14 protein-coding genes are annotated in these 13,615 nt (G+C 73.2%); 7 read left to right on the forward strand and 7 right to left on the reverse strand.

The annotated features are described in order from the left end of the window. Positions 1 to 79 precede the first annotated feature (79 nt). Genes ABZ193_RS29770 through ABZ193_RS29795 form a run of 6 tightly spaced genes read right to left on the reverse strand, consistent with a single transcriptional unit; the run spans position 80 to position 5,964 of the window. On the reverse strand, positions 80 to 1,219 hold the full coding sequence (locus ABZ193_RS29770) for an alpha/beta fold hydrolase (protein ID WP_237339483.1): 1,140 nt from the start codon (positions 1,217 to 1,219) through the stop codon (positions 80 to 82). Beyond that, positions 1,219 to 1,959 (reverse strand): SDR family NAD(P)-dependent oxidoreductase, encoded by a 741-nt coding sequence (locus tag ABZ193_RS29775; protein ID WP_237339482.1) that lies wholly within the window; start codon positions 1,957 to 1,959, stop codon positions 1,219 to 1,221. Before ABZ193_RS29775 ends, ABZ193_RS29770 begins: the two co-directional genes overlap by 1 nt. Further along, positions 1,956 to 2,906 (reverse strand): fumarylacetoacetate hydrolase family protein, encoded by a 951-nt coding sequence (locus ABZ193_RS29780; protein WP_354712328.1) that lies wholly within the window; start codon positions 2,904 to 2,906, stop codon positions 1,956 to 1,958. Before ABZ193_RS29780 ends, ABZ193_RS29775 begins: the two co-directional genes overlap by 4 nt. A gap of 10 nt (positions 2,907 to 2,916) precedes the next feature. Continuing rightward, positions 2,917 to 3,855: a VOC family protein gene (locus ABZ193_RS29785; RefSeq protein ID WP_020421195.1), complete on the reverse strand. Its 939-nt coding sequence runs from the start codon at positions 3,853 to 3,855 to the stop codon at positions 2,917 to 2,919. A 13-nt stretch (positions 3,856 to 3,868) separates the two neighbouring features. After that, complete coding sequence (locus ABZ193_RS29790; RefSeq protein WP_354712329.1) at positions 3,869 to 4,990, reverse strand: FAD-dependent oxidoreductase; 1,122 nt, start codon at positions 4,988 to 4,990, stop codon at positions 3,869 to 3,871. A gap of 8 nt (positions 4,991 to 4,998) precedes the next feature. After that, positions 4,999 to 5,964, reverse strand: a complete 966-nt coding sequence (locus tag ABZ193_RS29795; protein WP_354712330.1) for a cyclase family protein — start codon at positions 5,962 to 5,964, stop codon at positions 4,999 to 5,001. A 107-nt stretch (positions 5,965 to 6,071) separates the two neighbouring features. Here ABZ193_RS29795 and ABZ193_RS29800 point away from each other — a divergent pair, with 107 nt between their 5' ends. The 7 genes from ABZ193_RS29800 (at position 6,072) to ABZ193_RS29830 (ending at position 12,743) form a co-directional block, all read left to right on the forward strand. Next, positions 6,072 to 6,989: a LysR family transcriptional regulator gene (locus ABZ193_RS29800; RefSeq protein WP_354712331.1), complete on the forward strand. Its 918-nt coding sequence runs from the start codon at positions 6,072 to 6,074 to the stop codon at positions 6,987 to 6,989. Positions 6,990 to 7,118: 129 nt separating this feature from the next. Beyond that, positions 7,119 to 7,487 (forward strand): DUF3237 domain-containing protein, encoded by a 369-nt coding sequence (locus tag ABZ193_RS29805; protein WP_354712332.1) that lies wholly within the window; start codon positions 7,119 to 7,121, stop codon positions 7,485 to 7,487. 59 nt (positions 7,488 to 7,546) lie between these two features. Next, positions 7,547 to 7,888, forward strand: a complete 342-nt coding sequence (locus ABZ193_RS29810) for a hypothetical protein (protein ID WP_354712333.1) — start codon at positions 7,547 to 7,549, stop codon at positions 7,886 to 7,888. Positions 7,889 to 7,965: 77 nt separating this feature from the next. Then, the gene (locus ABZ193_RS29815; protein ID WP_354712334.1) at positions 7,966 to 9,417 is read left to right on the forward strand and encodes a CYTH and CHAD domain-containing protein; all 1,452 of its coding nucleotides are present in this window, start codon (positions 7,966 to 7,968) and stop codon (positions 9,415 to 9,417) included. 18 nt (positions 9,418 to 9,435) lie between these two features. Beyond that, complete coding sequence (locus ABZ193_RS29820; protein ID WP_354712335.1) at positions 9,436 to 9,849, forward strand: MmcQ/YjbR family DNA-binding protein; 414 nt, start codon at positions 9,436 to 9,438, stop codon at positions 9,847 to 9,849. Positions 9,850 to 9,856: 7 nt separating this feature from the next. After that, positions 9,857 to 11,467 (forward strand): response regulator transcription factor, encoded by a 1,611-nt coding sequence (locus ABZ193_RS29825; protein WP_354712336.1) that lies wholly within the window; start codon positions 9,857 to 9,859, stop codon positions 11,465 to 11,467. 106 nt (positions 11,468 to 11,573) lie between these two features. Then, positions 11,574 to 12,743, forward strand: a complete 1,170-nt coding sequence (locus tag ABZ193_RS29830; protein ID WP_237339472.1) for an FAD-dependent oxidoreductase — start codon at positions 11,574 to 11,576, stop codon at positions 12,741 to 12,743. Positions 12,744 to 12,823: 80 nt separating this feature from the next. Here the strand turns inward: ABZ193_RS29830 and ABZ193_RS29835 are convergent, their stop codons facing one another. Then, positions 12,824 to 13,600: an IclR family transcriptional regulator gene (locus ABZ193_RS29835; protein WP_354712337.1), complete on the reverse strand. Its 777-nt coding sequence runs from the start codon at positions 13,598 to 13,600 to the stop codon at positions 12,824 to 12,826. Positions 13,601 to 13,615 lie beyond the last annotated feature (15 nt).

The following is a 13,615-nucleotide window of genomic DNA, read 5'->3' on the forward strand; positions in this document are numbered from 1 at the left end:
CGGGCGGGGGGGGCCCCCCCGGGGGCCCCTTTGCGGTGGGGGGGGGTCCCCGCCCTGAGGCGGGGACACCACCATTCGGTCAGCGACCCTCGAACACGTCCGCCACCCAGTCGGCCACGTAGCTGCTCACGTGGGGCAGGTGGTCCAGCCCGATGTGCTCCGTCGCGCCCTCGGCGGCGCTGAAGATCCGCAGGTCGCGCCGGGGGCTGGCGGTGGCCTGCTCGTACGACCGGTGCGCATACGCCAGCGGGATCTGCCGGTCGTTCTCGCCGTGGCAGATGAGGAACGGGACGTCGATCTTCTCCACCACGCCGTCCAGGTTGACGGCGTCCGCGAAGTCGATGAACTCCGTCAGGTCGTCGTGGCCCCACACCCACAGCACGTGCTCCCAGTAGTGCGGCACCGGCCGCTCACCCTCGCGCTCCAGCCGCCGCCGCTGGACGGCTCCCCAGTCGTGGTTCGCGCCCCACGCCACCACCAGCGCGAGCCGCTTCTCGAAGGCGGCGGCGCGGGGCGCGTAGTAGCCGCCCAGCGACCAGCCCACCAGGCCGATCCGCGAAGAGTCCACATCGGACCTCCCGGCCAGGTAGTCCACGCACGCCGACGCCCACGCCTCGGTGTCCACGCGCGCCGTCAGGCCCTGCAGCCGCAACGCCTCGCCGGAACCGGGGCAGTCCACCATCAGGCACGAGATCCCGCGCGCCGCCAGCTCCTCCCAGTGCCCGGAGGAGTACATGTGCTCCTTGGTCGAGTCCAGCCCGTTCCACATGATCATCACCGGCGCCGGACCGTCGACCGGCGCCGCGCTGAAGTACGCGGGCAGCGTCGTGCCCTCGTACGGGATCTCGACCCGCGACACCCCCGGCGCAAACGCTTTCTCCTGCAACGAAAGCACCCGCCGGTAGGTGTCCAGCCGTCCCGGCGCCGAGGCGCTCTGCATCCGCTCGGCCTGGCACAGGTAGTTCGTCGCCCGCGCGTACAGCTGCCGCGCGGTGCGGGTGTGCCCCGCCGCCTCCGCTTCCTCCGCCTGCCCCACGAGCTGGTCGGTCAGCGCGGTCCACGCCGTCAGGAAGTCGGCCGTCCCGGCGTCCTCACCGCGCTGCGCGGCCTCCTTGATCGGGCGGCACGCGCGGTCGACCTCGTCGATCAGCCCGCCGCTGTTCAGCGTCGCCACGACGCCCAGGTTCCAGACGTAGTTGCCGGGGAAGTACTCGAACATCAGATACCCTTCAGAAGTCTGTCACTGATCGATTTCACGCCACCGTGCGCGGTGAGGCCGCCGTCGACCGGGATCTCCGCGCCCGTGATGAACGACGCCTCGTCCGAGAGCAGGAACACCACCAGCGGCGCGACCTCGTCGACGGTTCCGGTGCGCCCCAGCGGGGTTTCGGCGATGTTCGCGTCCCGGAAGGCCGCCGCGGCGGACGCGGTCATCGGTGTCTCGATGTAGCCGGGGTGCACCGCGTTGACCCGAATCCCGCGCGCGCCCAGCTCCAGGCACGCCGCCCGCGTCAGCCCGCGCAACGACCACTTGCTCGCCGTGTACGCCACCGGGTAGTGCCCGGTCAGCGCCGCCACCGACCCGACCGTCACGATCGACCCGCCCGTGGGCATCAGCGGCAGCACGGCCTGGATCGCCCGCACCACCCCGCCGACGTTCACGTCGTGCACGCGCGCCAGGTCGGCCGGGTCGACCTCGTCCAGCCGCGCCCGCCAGGTGACCCCGGCGTTCGCGACCAGCCCGTCCACCCGATCCAGCCGGGACGCCAGCGCGGCCCAGCCCGCCGAGTCGGTGACGTCGAGCTGCAGGTACTCGACCCCGGGCAACGGCTCCACCGGCGAGGCGCCCAGGTCGACGCCGATCACGCGGGCACCCTCCTCGGCGAGCAGCCGCGCCTCCGCCGCGCCCTGCCCCTGCCCGGCGCCGGTCACGACGACGACCTTGCCGGCGACTCTCATCGCTTGCGCTTCCGCGGGCGGGGCCGCGCGGCCCGCACCGGGGGCAGCTCCACCCCGGCGACGACGGTGTTCCGGATCGTCCCGATGCCCTCGACGGTCATCTCCACGACGTCGCCCGGCGCCAGCGGCGGCAGCTCCCGGCCGCGGCCCCACAGCTCGGCGAGGCAGCCGCCGTTGCCGCAGGTCCCGGAGCCCAGCACGTCCCCGGCCCGGACCCAGGTGCCGCGTGAAGCGTAGGAGACCAGCTCCTCGAACGGCCAGCCCATGTTGGACAGCAGGTCCTGGCCGATCTCCGTGCCGTTCACCGACACCCTCAGGTCGAGCTCCAGGAACCCGTCACCGTCGCGATAGGACTCCAGCTCGTCGGCCGTGACCAGCCACGGCCCGAGCGTCGTCGCCGAGTCCTTGCCCTTCGCCGGGCCGAGCTGCACCCTCATCTCGCGCCGCTGCAGGTCACGGGCCGACCAGTCGTTCAGCACCGTGTAGCCGAAGATCTCCACCTCGTCCGGCGCCAGCGACGACCCGTCGCGCCCGACCACGGCCGCGACCTCCAGCTCGAAGTCGAACAGCCGCGCGCCCGGCGGCACCGGCACGTCGTCGAACGCGCCGAGCAGCGCGTACGGGTTGGTGAAGTAGAACGTGGGCGCCTCGTACCACTCCGGCACGACCCCGGCCCCGTCGGAGACGCTCGCGACCACACCCTCCACGTGCTCCTCGAACGCGACGAAGTCCCGGACCGTCGGCGGTTCCAACGGCGGCAGCAACCGCACGCGATCCAGCGGCACGGACGGTCCACTCAGGACCCTCGAACCGGTCTCCAGCGCGGCCGGCAGCCCGGACCGCACCAGGCCGAGCACCGTCACGTCCGGCGGCAGCGGGTGGATGCCGTCGCCTGCGACGACACCGGCCCGCACCTCGCCGTCCAGCGAGTAGGTGGCGAAACGCATCAGGACCTCCTCACACCGGCGGGGCGACGAACAGGCCCTTGTCCGGGTCGTTGAACGACTTCTGGGCCACGAACTCGTTCATCGCGTTCGCCGTGCCCCACTGGTCGGACACCTCGGGGTCGCTGAAGTCGTACAGGTGCGGGTGCCAGGTGTCCTCGTCGATCAGCTCCAGCTCGGTGGTGTACTCCATCGTGTTGCCGTGCGGGTCGAGGAAGTAGCTGAACGTGTTGTTGCCGGCCAGGTGGCGGCCGGGGCCCCAGATCTTCTCCACCCCGGCGCGCAGCAGCCGCCCGGTGCCGCGCATGTACTCGTCCAGGCCGCGCATCTCGAACGACACGTGGTGCAGCGACGGGTGCGGGCAGCGGGCGATGGCCATGCTGTGGTGCCACGAGTTCACCCGCATGAACCACATCATCTCGCCCATCCGCGGGTGCATCAGGATGTCGGAGAGCCGGAACCCGAGGTGCTTCTCGTAGAACGCGCGGGTGCCCTCCGGGTCGGCGGAGTTGATCACGACGTGCGACAGCCGCACCGGGATCGACTCGCCCTCCTCGACCTTGCGGTGGGCGCGGACGGCGACGTCGGCGCTGATCTCGATCGTGCGGCCCTCGTTGTCGAAGAACCGGAAGCCGTAACCGCCGCCGGGGGTGTCGATGGCGCCGGGCTCGCTGACCAGCCGCACGCCGGAGGACGCCAGCCGCGCGGCGAGGGTGTCCACATCGGAGGGCGTGGCGGCGCCGAACGAGATCAGGTCGATGCGCTTGTCGTCGGCCTGGCGCAGCCGGATCACGTACTGCTCGGGCGATCCCTCGGCGGCCAGGAACGCGATGCCGGAGTCGGTGTGCTCGGTGGTCAGGCCCCACGCTCCGGTGAAGAAGTCCTGCTGCCGGGCCAGGTCCGGCACCGCGAGGTCGACGTGGCGCAGGTGGGTGATGAGTCGGTCGGTCATGGGTCCTCCTGGATCAGGCGGGCTGGGTGACGAGTGCGGCGACGCGGCCCATCAGGCCCGGCACGTCGCCCTGTTCGTGGTCGAGGAGCCACTGGCCGAGCTGGTTGGACGCGTCGACGACGGCCTTGGCCCGCTCGTAGCGGCGGTCGGTGAAGGCCTGCCACAGCGTGTCGTCCAGCGCGTCGGCGGCGAGCAGCAGTTCGGTGAGGACGGCGGCGTCCTCCAGGGCCTGCGCGCCGCCCTGCGCGAGGGTGGGCGGGCAGGAGTGCGCGGCGTCGCCGATGAGCACGACGCGGCCCCGGTTCCACGGCGGCGGCAGCACGTGGGTCTCGAACCAGGTGTAGTTGACGCGGGAGGGGTCGGTCAGCGTCTCCCGGATCTCGTCCCACGGGCCGTGGTAGGCCGCAGCCAGCTCGCGCATCGTGGCGAGCCGCTCGTCCGGGGTGAGCGCGGAGCGGTCCTGCGCGTCCTCGACGACGTAGGCGTAGAGCGAGTTCTCCCCGGTGGGGCAGTAGCCGGCGATGTAGCACGGGCCGCCGTAGAACAGGTCGGTGCGCCTGACGGACGCCGGGCGCGGCCCGAACGCGCGCCAGATGCCCATACCGGTGGCGCGGGTCTCGAGTTCGACGCCGAGCATGCGGCGCACCGACGAGCGGATGCCGTCGGCGCCGACGACCAGGTCGTAGCGCCCGGACGAGCCGTCGGAGAACACCACGCTGCCGTCGGTCTCCAGTTCGGTGACGGTGACGCCGAAGCGGGTCTTCACACCGGTTTCGGCCGCGCGCTCCAGCAGGATCCGCGCCAGTGCCGGGCGCGGCATGCCCATCGTGGCCGGCAGGTCCGGCCCGCCCGTGCGGGCGTCCGGGATCTCCACGAGCAGGGTGCCCGCGGGGTCGGGCGCGCGCAGGCCGAGGCTGTCGAAACCGAACCCCTCGGCGCGCACCCGTTCCCAGACGCCCAGGTTCCGCAGCTCCCGCAAAGCGTTGCCCTGCAAGGTGATCCCGGACCCGATGGCGGCGATGTCGGGCTTGAGCTCGACCAGGTCGACGGCGACGCCGTGCGCGGCGAGGCCGATCGCGGTGGCGGTCCCGGCGAGGCCGCTGCCGACCACCAGGACGTTGTTCACGGCTGGCATGGCAACTCCTACTTGACGGCGACGGGTGCGACCGGGGCGCCGACCGCGCCGGTCACCGGGATGGGGTCGGCGGCGAGGAAGAACTCGTACACGCCGTCGGCGGCGCAGTCCGCGGCGAGCGCGTCGAGGTCCCACATCTCGCCGAGGAACAGGCCGATGTGCGGGATGCAGACCTGGTGCAGCGGCTGGAACGCGACGTCGAACTCGTTGGGCCGCACCTCGAAACCCCAGGTGTCGGTGGCGATCCCGGCGATCTCGGTGCCGTGCAGCCAATCGGCGGTGGTGAAGGACAGGCCGGGCGCGTCACCGCCGGCGTAGTCGCCCCAGCCCTCGCGCCGGGCGCGGGTGAGCCGTCCGGTCCGCACCAGTAGCAGGTCGCCTCGGCCGACGCGGGCGGTCTCGCCCTGTGCGGCGATGGTGGCTTCGAGGTGCTCGACGGTGATCGCGAACCCGTCCGGCAGCTCGCCGTCGTCGCCGATCGCGCGCCCGACGTCGAGCAGCACGCCACGGCCGGCGATCCGGCCCGCGGTGGTTTCGATGCCGGTCACCTGGTCGCCCTCGCTGGTCACGACGTCGCCGGCGCGGCGGCCGTTGTAGGCGGTGCCGTGGTCGAAGATGTGGCCGAGCCCATCCCACTGTGTCGAGGCCTGCAGCGGCATGAACACGACGTCGTCCGCGCCGCCGAGGCCGTGCGGGAAACCCTGGCCGCGTTCGGCGTCCAGGCCGGTGTCGAGCATCGTGTGCACCGGGTTGGTGCGGCGGCGCCAGCCCTTCTGCGGGCCGTCGGCCTCGAACCGCTGCGCGAGCGAGAAGCTCTTGCCCTGCCGGACGAGCGCGGCGCCTTCACGGCGCTTGGCCTCGTCCAGGAAGTTCAGCGTGCCGAGGACGTCCCCGGCTCCCCAGCGGCCCCAGTTGGAGCACCGCTTGGCCGCGGCGGCGATCGCGCCTTCGGGATCGGTGCGGTCGTGGATCACGTCGGTTCCTCCTTGAGCGACGAGTCCACTGTCGGGCACCGCGGCGGTATCAGGGAAGACGAAATCGGTTATGGGAGGTATCAGCCTGGCTGATGTAGCCTGCGCTGGTGAACCTCGCGAGCCTGGACCTGAACCTGCTGGTCGCGCTGCACGCGCTGCTGCAGGAGCGCAGCGTCACGCGCGCGGCCGAACGGATGGGTCTGAGCCAGCCCGCGGTGTCCGCGCACCTGGGCAAGCTGCGCCGGCACTTCGGCGACGACCTGCTGATCCGGGTCGGCAACTCCTACCGGCTGACCCCGCTGGCGGTGCAGCTCAAGGAACGGGTGCGCGTCGCGATCTCCGGGGTGGAACGGGTGTTCGCCGCCGAACCGGACTTCGACCCGGCGTCCTCGGCGCGCGAGTTCTCGCTGCTGATCAGCGACTACGGCGTGGCGGTGCTGGGGGCGGAGATCGCCGCGCTGCTCGCCGCCGAGGCGCCCGGCACCCGGTTGCGGCTGACCGCGAACACCCCGTCGCTGGTCGAGCAGGCGGCGCAGGCCCTGGTCAACCACGACCTGCTGCTGATGCCGCACGGGTTCATCACCGACCTGCCCTACCGCGAGCTGTACCTGGACGACTGGGTGTGCCTCGTGTCGCGGGACAACCCGGATGTCGGCGAGGAGCTGACCGTCGAGCAGCTGAAGACGATGCCGTGGGTGGTCACCTACCACGGGCCGACGGCGTCCACTCCGGCCGCGCGGCAGATGCGGATGCTCGGCATCGAGCCGAACGTGCAGGTGGTGACGGAGACGTTCCTGACCGTGCCGAGCCTGGTCCGCGGCACCGGTCGCGTCGCGCTGCTGCAGCGCCGGCTCGCCGCCGGGGTGCCCGCCGAGCTGGGGGTGCGCGCGCTGCCGTGCCCGCTGGAGATCGGCCCGCTGCGCGAGGCGATGTGGTGGCACCCGATGTACGACGACGATCCCGAGCACCGGTACCTGCGGGACCTCGTCCTCCGCGCGACGGCTGTTCTGGATCAGAATCCCTGATAGTTTGCCGGGTCATGGCGACCCCGTACGAGCCACCGCGACCCGGTCTGGAGTTCCTCGCCAGGGCGGAGGTGACGCTGGACGAGGTGCTCGACCTGGGCGGCACCCCCCCATGGTCGCCGCCGGGTCGTGCCGATCACCGGCGGCCGCGTCGACGGCCCGCGGCTGTCCGCCGACGTCCTGCCCGGCGGCGCGGACTGGCAGATCCTGCAGACCGGCGGCTGGGTGCGCGTCGAGGCGCGCTACACCGCCCGCACCGACGACGGTTCGCTGGTTTCGATCACCAGCCGGGGCGTGCGGCACGGGCCGCCCGAGGTGATGACCGCGTTGCTCGCCGGACAGTGCCCGGCCCCGTCCACGTACCGCTTCCGCACCGCGATCACCTTCGAGACGGCCGAGGACTCGCCGGAGCACGCGTGGCTCAACCACGTGGTCGCGGTGAGCTCGGCGCTGCGCCGCCCGGACGCCGTGCTGCTGGACGTGTACGCGATCTGCTGAACCGGCTGTCACGGCGCGCGGTGGGCGGGTAGCGTCCGGCGCGACGGGAGGAGGCGCGGTTGGACCGGGAAGCGCTGGCGGAGCTGCTCGACCGGCCGTCCGCGGCTTGCCGCGCCGCGCGGCTCGCTCTGCGGCGGGACGGGGAGTACCGGGTCTGGGACGAGAGTCCAGTGCCCGCCTACCGATTGGCGAGTACCTACCGGTCACGGTTGCGCAACACCGAGCGGCGTGGCGTCGAGACCTTGGATCTGCGGGACACCGTCGAGGCCCTCGATCAGCTCGGCAACGAGCAGCTGGCGCTCGGGCAGGTCGTTGCTCCCGACGGCGTGTGGGCTTTCGTCTTGTTCCTGCGGCCCGGCTGCGCGGAGCTGATCGCCTGCACCGGCGTCCGCCGGCGGTAGGCGAGGCGCCTGCCAATGGCCGCTCCGCTGGTGCCGCACGCGGGTTTTCGCCGGTCGTCGCCCGGGAACTCCTCGCCATGGGCGCCAAGACGGTCACCGAGCGGGAGCGGAAGTTCGACTTCGACGACGGCCGGCCGGTGCCGCGGCTGGCCGGGGTGGGTCCGGTGGCGGAGCAGGCCCCGCCGAGGGAGTCCCGGCTCGACAACACCTACTACGACACCCGCGACCTCCGCCTGGCCCGCGCCGGCGTGACCCTGCGCCGCCGCACCGGCGGGGACGACGCGGGCTGGCACCTCAAGCGCCCGGCGACCGCCGGGGTCCGCGAGGAGACCCAGCTGCCGCCGGGCGACCAGTTGCCGCCGGAACTCGCCGACGCCGCGCGCGAGTGGACCGGTGGTGCGGACCTCGTCGAGATCGCACGCCTCCGCGTCGACCGCTTCACCCACGACCTCACCGACGCCGACGGGCGGCGGCTGGCCGTGCTGACCGACGACCACGTCCACGGCGAGCGCGCCGGCGACCAGGCGCACCTGGACCACTGGCGCGAACTCGAGGTCGAACTCGACGACGCCGAACCGGAACTCCTCGACATCCTCACCGACGCCCTCGTCGCGTGCGGGGTACGGCCCGCGCACTGGCCGTCGAAGCTGCGGCGCCTGCTCGCCGCCGACATGGCCGCCGACGACGAGCCGGGCAACGCCGGGGAGACCGTCATGACCTACGTGCGCACCCAGGTCGAGGCGATCCGGCGGCACGACGAGGGCGTCCGGCGCGGCGACGACGACGCGGTGCACCAGTTGCGCGTCGCGATGCGGCGGCTGCGGAGCGCGTTGCGCGGTTACCGGCGCCTCTTCGTGCGTGACCGGGCCAAGGCGCTGGCGGACGAACTCAAGTGGGCCGGCCGGGTGCTGTCCCCGGCGCGGGACGGTGAGGTCCGCCGCGAAACCCTGCTCGCCGAGCTCGCGAACCTCCCGCGTGAGCCGGAAACCGAGCACGCCCGCCGCACACTGGTGTCGCATTTGGACGAAGCAGCCGAGCGGGACCGGCAGGCGCTGCTCGCCGAACTGACCGGCCAGCGCTACGCCCGGCTGCTGGGCGCGCTCGACGAGTGGGTGGCCGACCCACCGTTGACGACCGCCGCCGAGTCCGGGCGCCGCGAGCTGCGCAAGGCCCTCCGGCGCGCGAACCGGCGGTTGACGGCCGCGGCGGAGGCGGTGCGCGACGCGCGCGACCCCGACGCCGCCCTGCACGAGGTGCGCAAGAAGGCGAAGGCGGCGCGGTACGCGGCCGATGTGGCGAAACCGTTGCTGGGCAAGCGGGTGCGCTCGTGGCGGCGGACGGTCAAGGAGGTGCAGAGCGAGCTCGGTGAGTACCACGACCTGGTGAGCGCGGGCGAGCTCCTCCGGCAGCGAACGGGAGATTCGGTGACCGACGCGTTCGTGTTCGGGCGCCTGTACGAGCGCGGCCACGCCCGCCGCGCCGCCCTGCGCGAGAGCTTCGAGCGGCGGAAGCTGCCGGGCGCGCCGTGAGAGCGGTACCGTTCGACGATGGCGACTGTCGGCGACGTGGCACGGCTGGTTTCCGAGCTGCCGGAGGTGACCGAGGGGGAGCGGCACGGTCACCAGACGTGGTCTGTCGCCGGTAAGGCGTTCGCCTGGGTGCGGCCGTTCAGCAAGGCCGACCTCCGCCGGTTCGGCGACGAGATCCCGCCGGACGGGCCGATCCTCGCGATCCGCGTGGACGACCTCGGCGAGAAGGAAGCGGTCCTCGCGGCGAATCCCGACGCCTTCTTCACCATCCCGCACTTCGACGGCTACGCGGCGGTGCTCGTCCAGTTGCGGAAGGTGTCCCGCACCGCGCTGCGCGAAGCGCTCACCGACGGGTGGCTCGCCGTCGCGCCCGCGAAGCTGCGCGGCCGCCTGACCGACGGGCCTGGTGACAAGGACATCGCGGGCGTTTAATGACCCGGTGGACACGCGCGTCCTGCTCGAACGGGCCGGCGCGGCTTACGACCGGCGGGCCTGGGCCGACGCCTGCGACACCCTGGCCGCCGCCGACCGGGAAACCCCGCTCGCGCTGCCGGACCTGGAGCGGCTCGGCGAGCTGGCGCTGTTGCTGGGCCGCCCGGACGAGGCCGCCGACGCGTTCCGCCGCTGCTACGAGCAGCACGTGCACGCCGGCGCGATCGGCCGGGCCGTGCGGTGCGCCTTCTGGCTGCGCGAAGTGTGCGCGTTCCAGGGCGAGTTCTCCCGCGCGCAGGGCTGGATGGCGCGGGCGGCGCGGCTGCTGGCGCACGACCCGGACTGCGCGCAGCGCGGCTACCTGCTGATCGGCGAGGCCGAGCGGCAGACCGGGGACGCCGCGTTCGCCACCGCCGCGGAAGCCGTCGAGCTGGGGAACCGGTGCGGCGACCGGGATCTGGTGACCATCGGGGTGCAGGTCCAGGGCCGCGCCCGGCTCGCGCAGGGCCGCGTCGACGAGGGGCTCGCGCTGCTGGACGAGGCGATGCTCGACATCGCCGCGGGCGCGTGTTCCTCCCAGGTGACCGGGTGGATGTACTGCAGCATGATCGCGGCCTGCCGCGACGTGCACGAGCTGGGCCGCGCCCGCGAGTGGACCGCCGCGGTGAACGCCTGGTGCGACGCGATGCCGCAGTTCACCGGCGCCTACTCCGGCATCTGCCGCGTGCACCGCTCGGAACTGCTGCAGCTCGTCGGCGACTGGCCGGACGCGGTCCGGGAGGCGCGGACGGCGTGCGCGCGGCTGGACCAGCGGTACGGGCACGTGGTCGCGGGCATGGCCTACTACCAGCTCGCCGAGATCCACCGGCTGCGTGGCGAGTTCGCCGACGCCGAGCGCTCGTACCGGCGGGCCGGCGAGAGCGGGTGGGACGTCCAGCCGGGCCTGGCGCTGCTCCGCCTGGCACAGGGCCGCGCCGACGCGGCGGACGTGTCCCTGCGCCGCGCGCTGGCCGAGGCCGAGGACGACATCAGCCGGTCCCGCCTGCTGCCCGCGCAGGTGGAAGCCGCGATCGGCAACGGCGACCCGGAGTGCGCCCGGGCGGCGGCGGCCGAGCTGACCGCGATCGCAGGCCGGTTCCACACGCCCGCCCTGCGTGCGCTGGCGTCGGGCGCGACCGGCGCGGCGCACCTCGCCGCGGGTGACGAGTCCGCGGCGCTGCCGCCGTTGCGGACCGCGTTGCGGTTGTGGTGCGAACTGGACGCGCCCTACGAGGCGGCGCGGACCCGGTGCCTCGTCGGGCTGGTCTGCCGCGCGCTCGGCGACGAGGACGCCGCCGAGGTGGAGCTGGACGCGGCCGCGGAGGTGTTCGCGCGGCTCGGCGCCGAACCGGACCTGGCCCGCGTGCGCGACGCCCGCCGCGGCGCGTCGCTGCTGAGCCCGCGGGAGACGGAGGTACTGCGGTTGCTGGCCGCAGGCGCGACCAACCGCGGTATCGCGCGGGAGCTGGTGCTGAGCGAGAAGACCGTGGCGCGGCACGTCAGCAACATCTTCGCCAAGCTCGGGGTCGGTTCACGGACCGCGGCGGCGGCGTACGCGTTCCAGCACCGGATCGGCTGACTGGGCAGAACTACCCATGCCCGGCGGCGGGAATTGGGTCGTTCGCCCGAAGTTCCCCTGGCGCGCCGCGGCCTAGCGTCGGTCTCCTCGAAACAGGAGGTGGACGATGAGGTTCGACACGGTGGTCATCGGCGGTGGGCAGGCCGGGCTCTCGGCCGGGTACCACCTGGCCCGCGACGGCAGGCGGTTCGTGATTCTCGACGCGCACGAACGGATCGGCGACTCGTGGCGGCGGCACTGGGATTCGCTGCGGCTGTTCAGCCCGGCGCGCTACGACGGGCTACCCGGGATGCGGTTCCCCGCGCCACCCGGCAGTTTCCCCACGCGGGACGAAATGGCCGACTACCTGGAGGCCTACGCGCGGCGGTTCGACCTGCCGGTGCGCTGCGGCACGCGGGTGGACCGGCTGTCGCAAGAGGACGGAGAGTTCGTGGTGACCGCGGGCGGTGAGCGGTTCGAGGCCGCGAACGTGGTGGTCGCCTCGGGGGTGTGGGGCGTCCCGCGTGTCCCGGCTTTCGCGGGCGAGTTGAGCCCGGAGATCTGCCAGATGCACTCGAGCGAGTACCGGAACCCTTCGCAGCTGCGGCCAGGGCCGGTGCTGGTCGTCGGCGCGAGCCACTCCGGCGCGGACATCGCCTACGAGGTGGCCCGCGAGCACCCGACGATCCTGTCCGGCACGGACACCGGTGAGATCCCGTTCTACTTCGAAAGCCGTGTCGCGTCGGTGGCGTTGCGGGTGCTGTGGTTCGCCGCGACGCGGGTCCTGACCGTGAACCGGTCGGTGGGCCGCAAGCTGCGTGAGGAGGTGCGCGGGCACGGCGGGCCGCTGATCCGGGTCAAGAAGGAGGACCTGCGCAAGGCCGGTGTGGAGCGGGTCGTCGACAAGACGACCGGCGTCCGGGACGGCATGCCCGTGCTGGCGGACGGGCGGGTGCTCGATGTCGCGAACGTGGTGTGGTGCACCGGTTTCCGCCCCGACTACGGCTGGATCGACCTGCCCGTCACCGGCGAGGACGGCTATCCCGAGCAGGAGCGCGGCGTGACGCCGGTGCCCGGCCTGTACTTCGTCGGGTTGCCGTTCCTGCACTCGTTCAGCTCGATGCTGGTGGGCGGAGCGGGCCGCGACGCCGAGTACGTGGTCCGCCACCTGGCCCGGCGCGCGCCCGAGGTGTCCGCGGCGGGCCTGACGACGCTCGGGATGGACCACCAGGCGCACGGAAACCTGACCGAGGCGCGACGGCTGTACCAGCGGGCGCTGCGCACGCTGGACCGGTGACGCGCGGCTGAGGCCCGGCGGGGGCGGCTCATCAAGGGCCGCCCCTGCCGACCTGCGACACCCGGACACCGGCGCCCGCGTCAGAGCCCGCCGCGCTGCCGGTCCGCGCGCAGCGTCGTCGTCAGGGCGTGGGCCTCCTTGAGCAGCAGCGCGCCCAGTTGCGCCCGCCGCGGCTCGCGGAAGCGGGACTCCACCCCGGTCAGCGTCAGCGCCCACGCCGGCTCCCCGGACGAGCCGAACACCGCCGCCGCCATGCCCCAGCTGCCCTCGACCACCAGGCCCGGGTTGACGGCGTACCCCCGCTCCCGCGTCTCGGCGATCCGTTCCCGCAGCGGCCCCGGCGCGTGCGCCTCGCCCCACCGCTCCGTCAGGTCGACCCGCGCCAGGTAGTCGTCGATCTCCCGGTCGGACAGCAGCGACAGCACGACGAGCCCGGCCGAGACCACGCCCAGTGGGAACCGCGCGCCCTCGTACAGCACGAACGACCGGATCGGGAAGTCGCCGTCCTCGCGCAGCAGGCACACCGTTTCGTCGCCGCGCCGGGCGGAGAAGAACGCGCTCTCCCCGGTCGCCGCCGCGAGCCGGTGCACGCTCGCCCGCGCGTGCTGCGTCACGTCGTAGCGCGCGGCCGCCGACTCGCCCAGCAGGTACAGCTCCGGGCCCAGGTACCAGCGGCCGTTGCGCTGGTCGCGGTCGACGAACCCCTCGTCGGCCAGCGCCGCCAGCAGCCGGTGGACCGTCGGCCGGGCGAGCCCGGTCAGCCGCGACACGTCGGAGGTCGACGCGCCGGGCTCGCCGGCCGCGGACAGCGCGCGAAGCACCAGCGCGGCCCGGCCGATCAGATGGGCGGGCGGCATGTCCCCATGGTACGT

Source organism: Amycolatopsis sp. NPDC006125 (assembly GCF_040614195.1).
Lineage (GTDB): Bacteria > Actinomycetota > Actinomycetes > Mycobacteriales > Pseudonocardiaceae > Amycolatopsis_E > Amycolatopsis_E tucumanensis.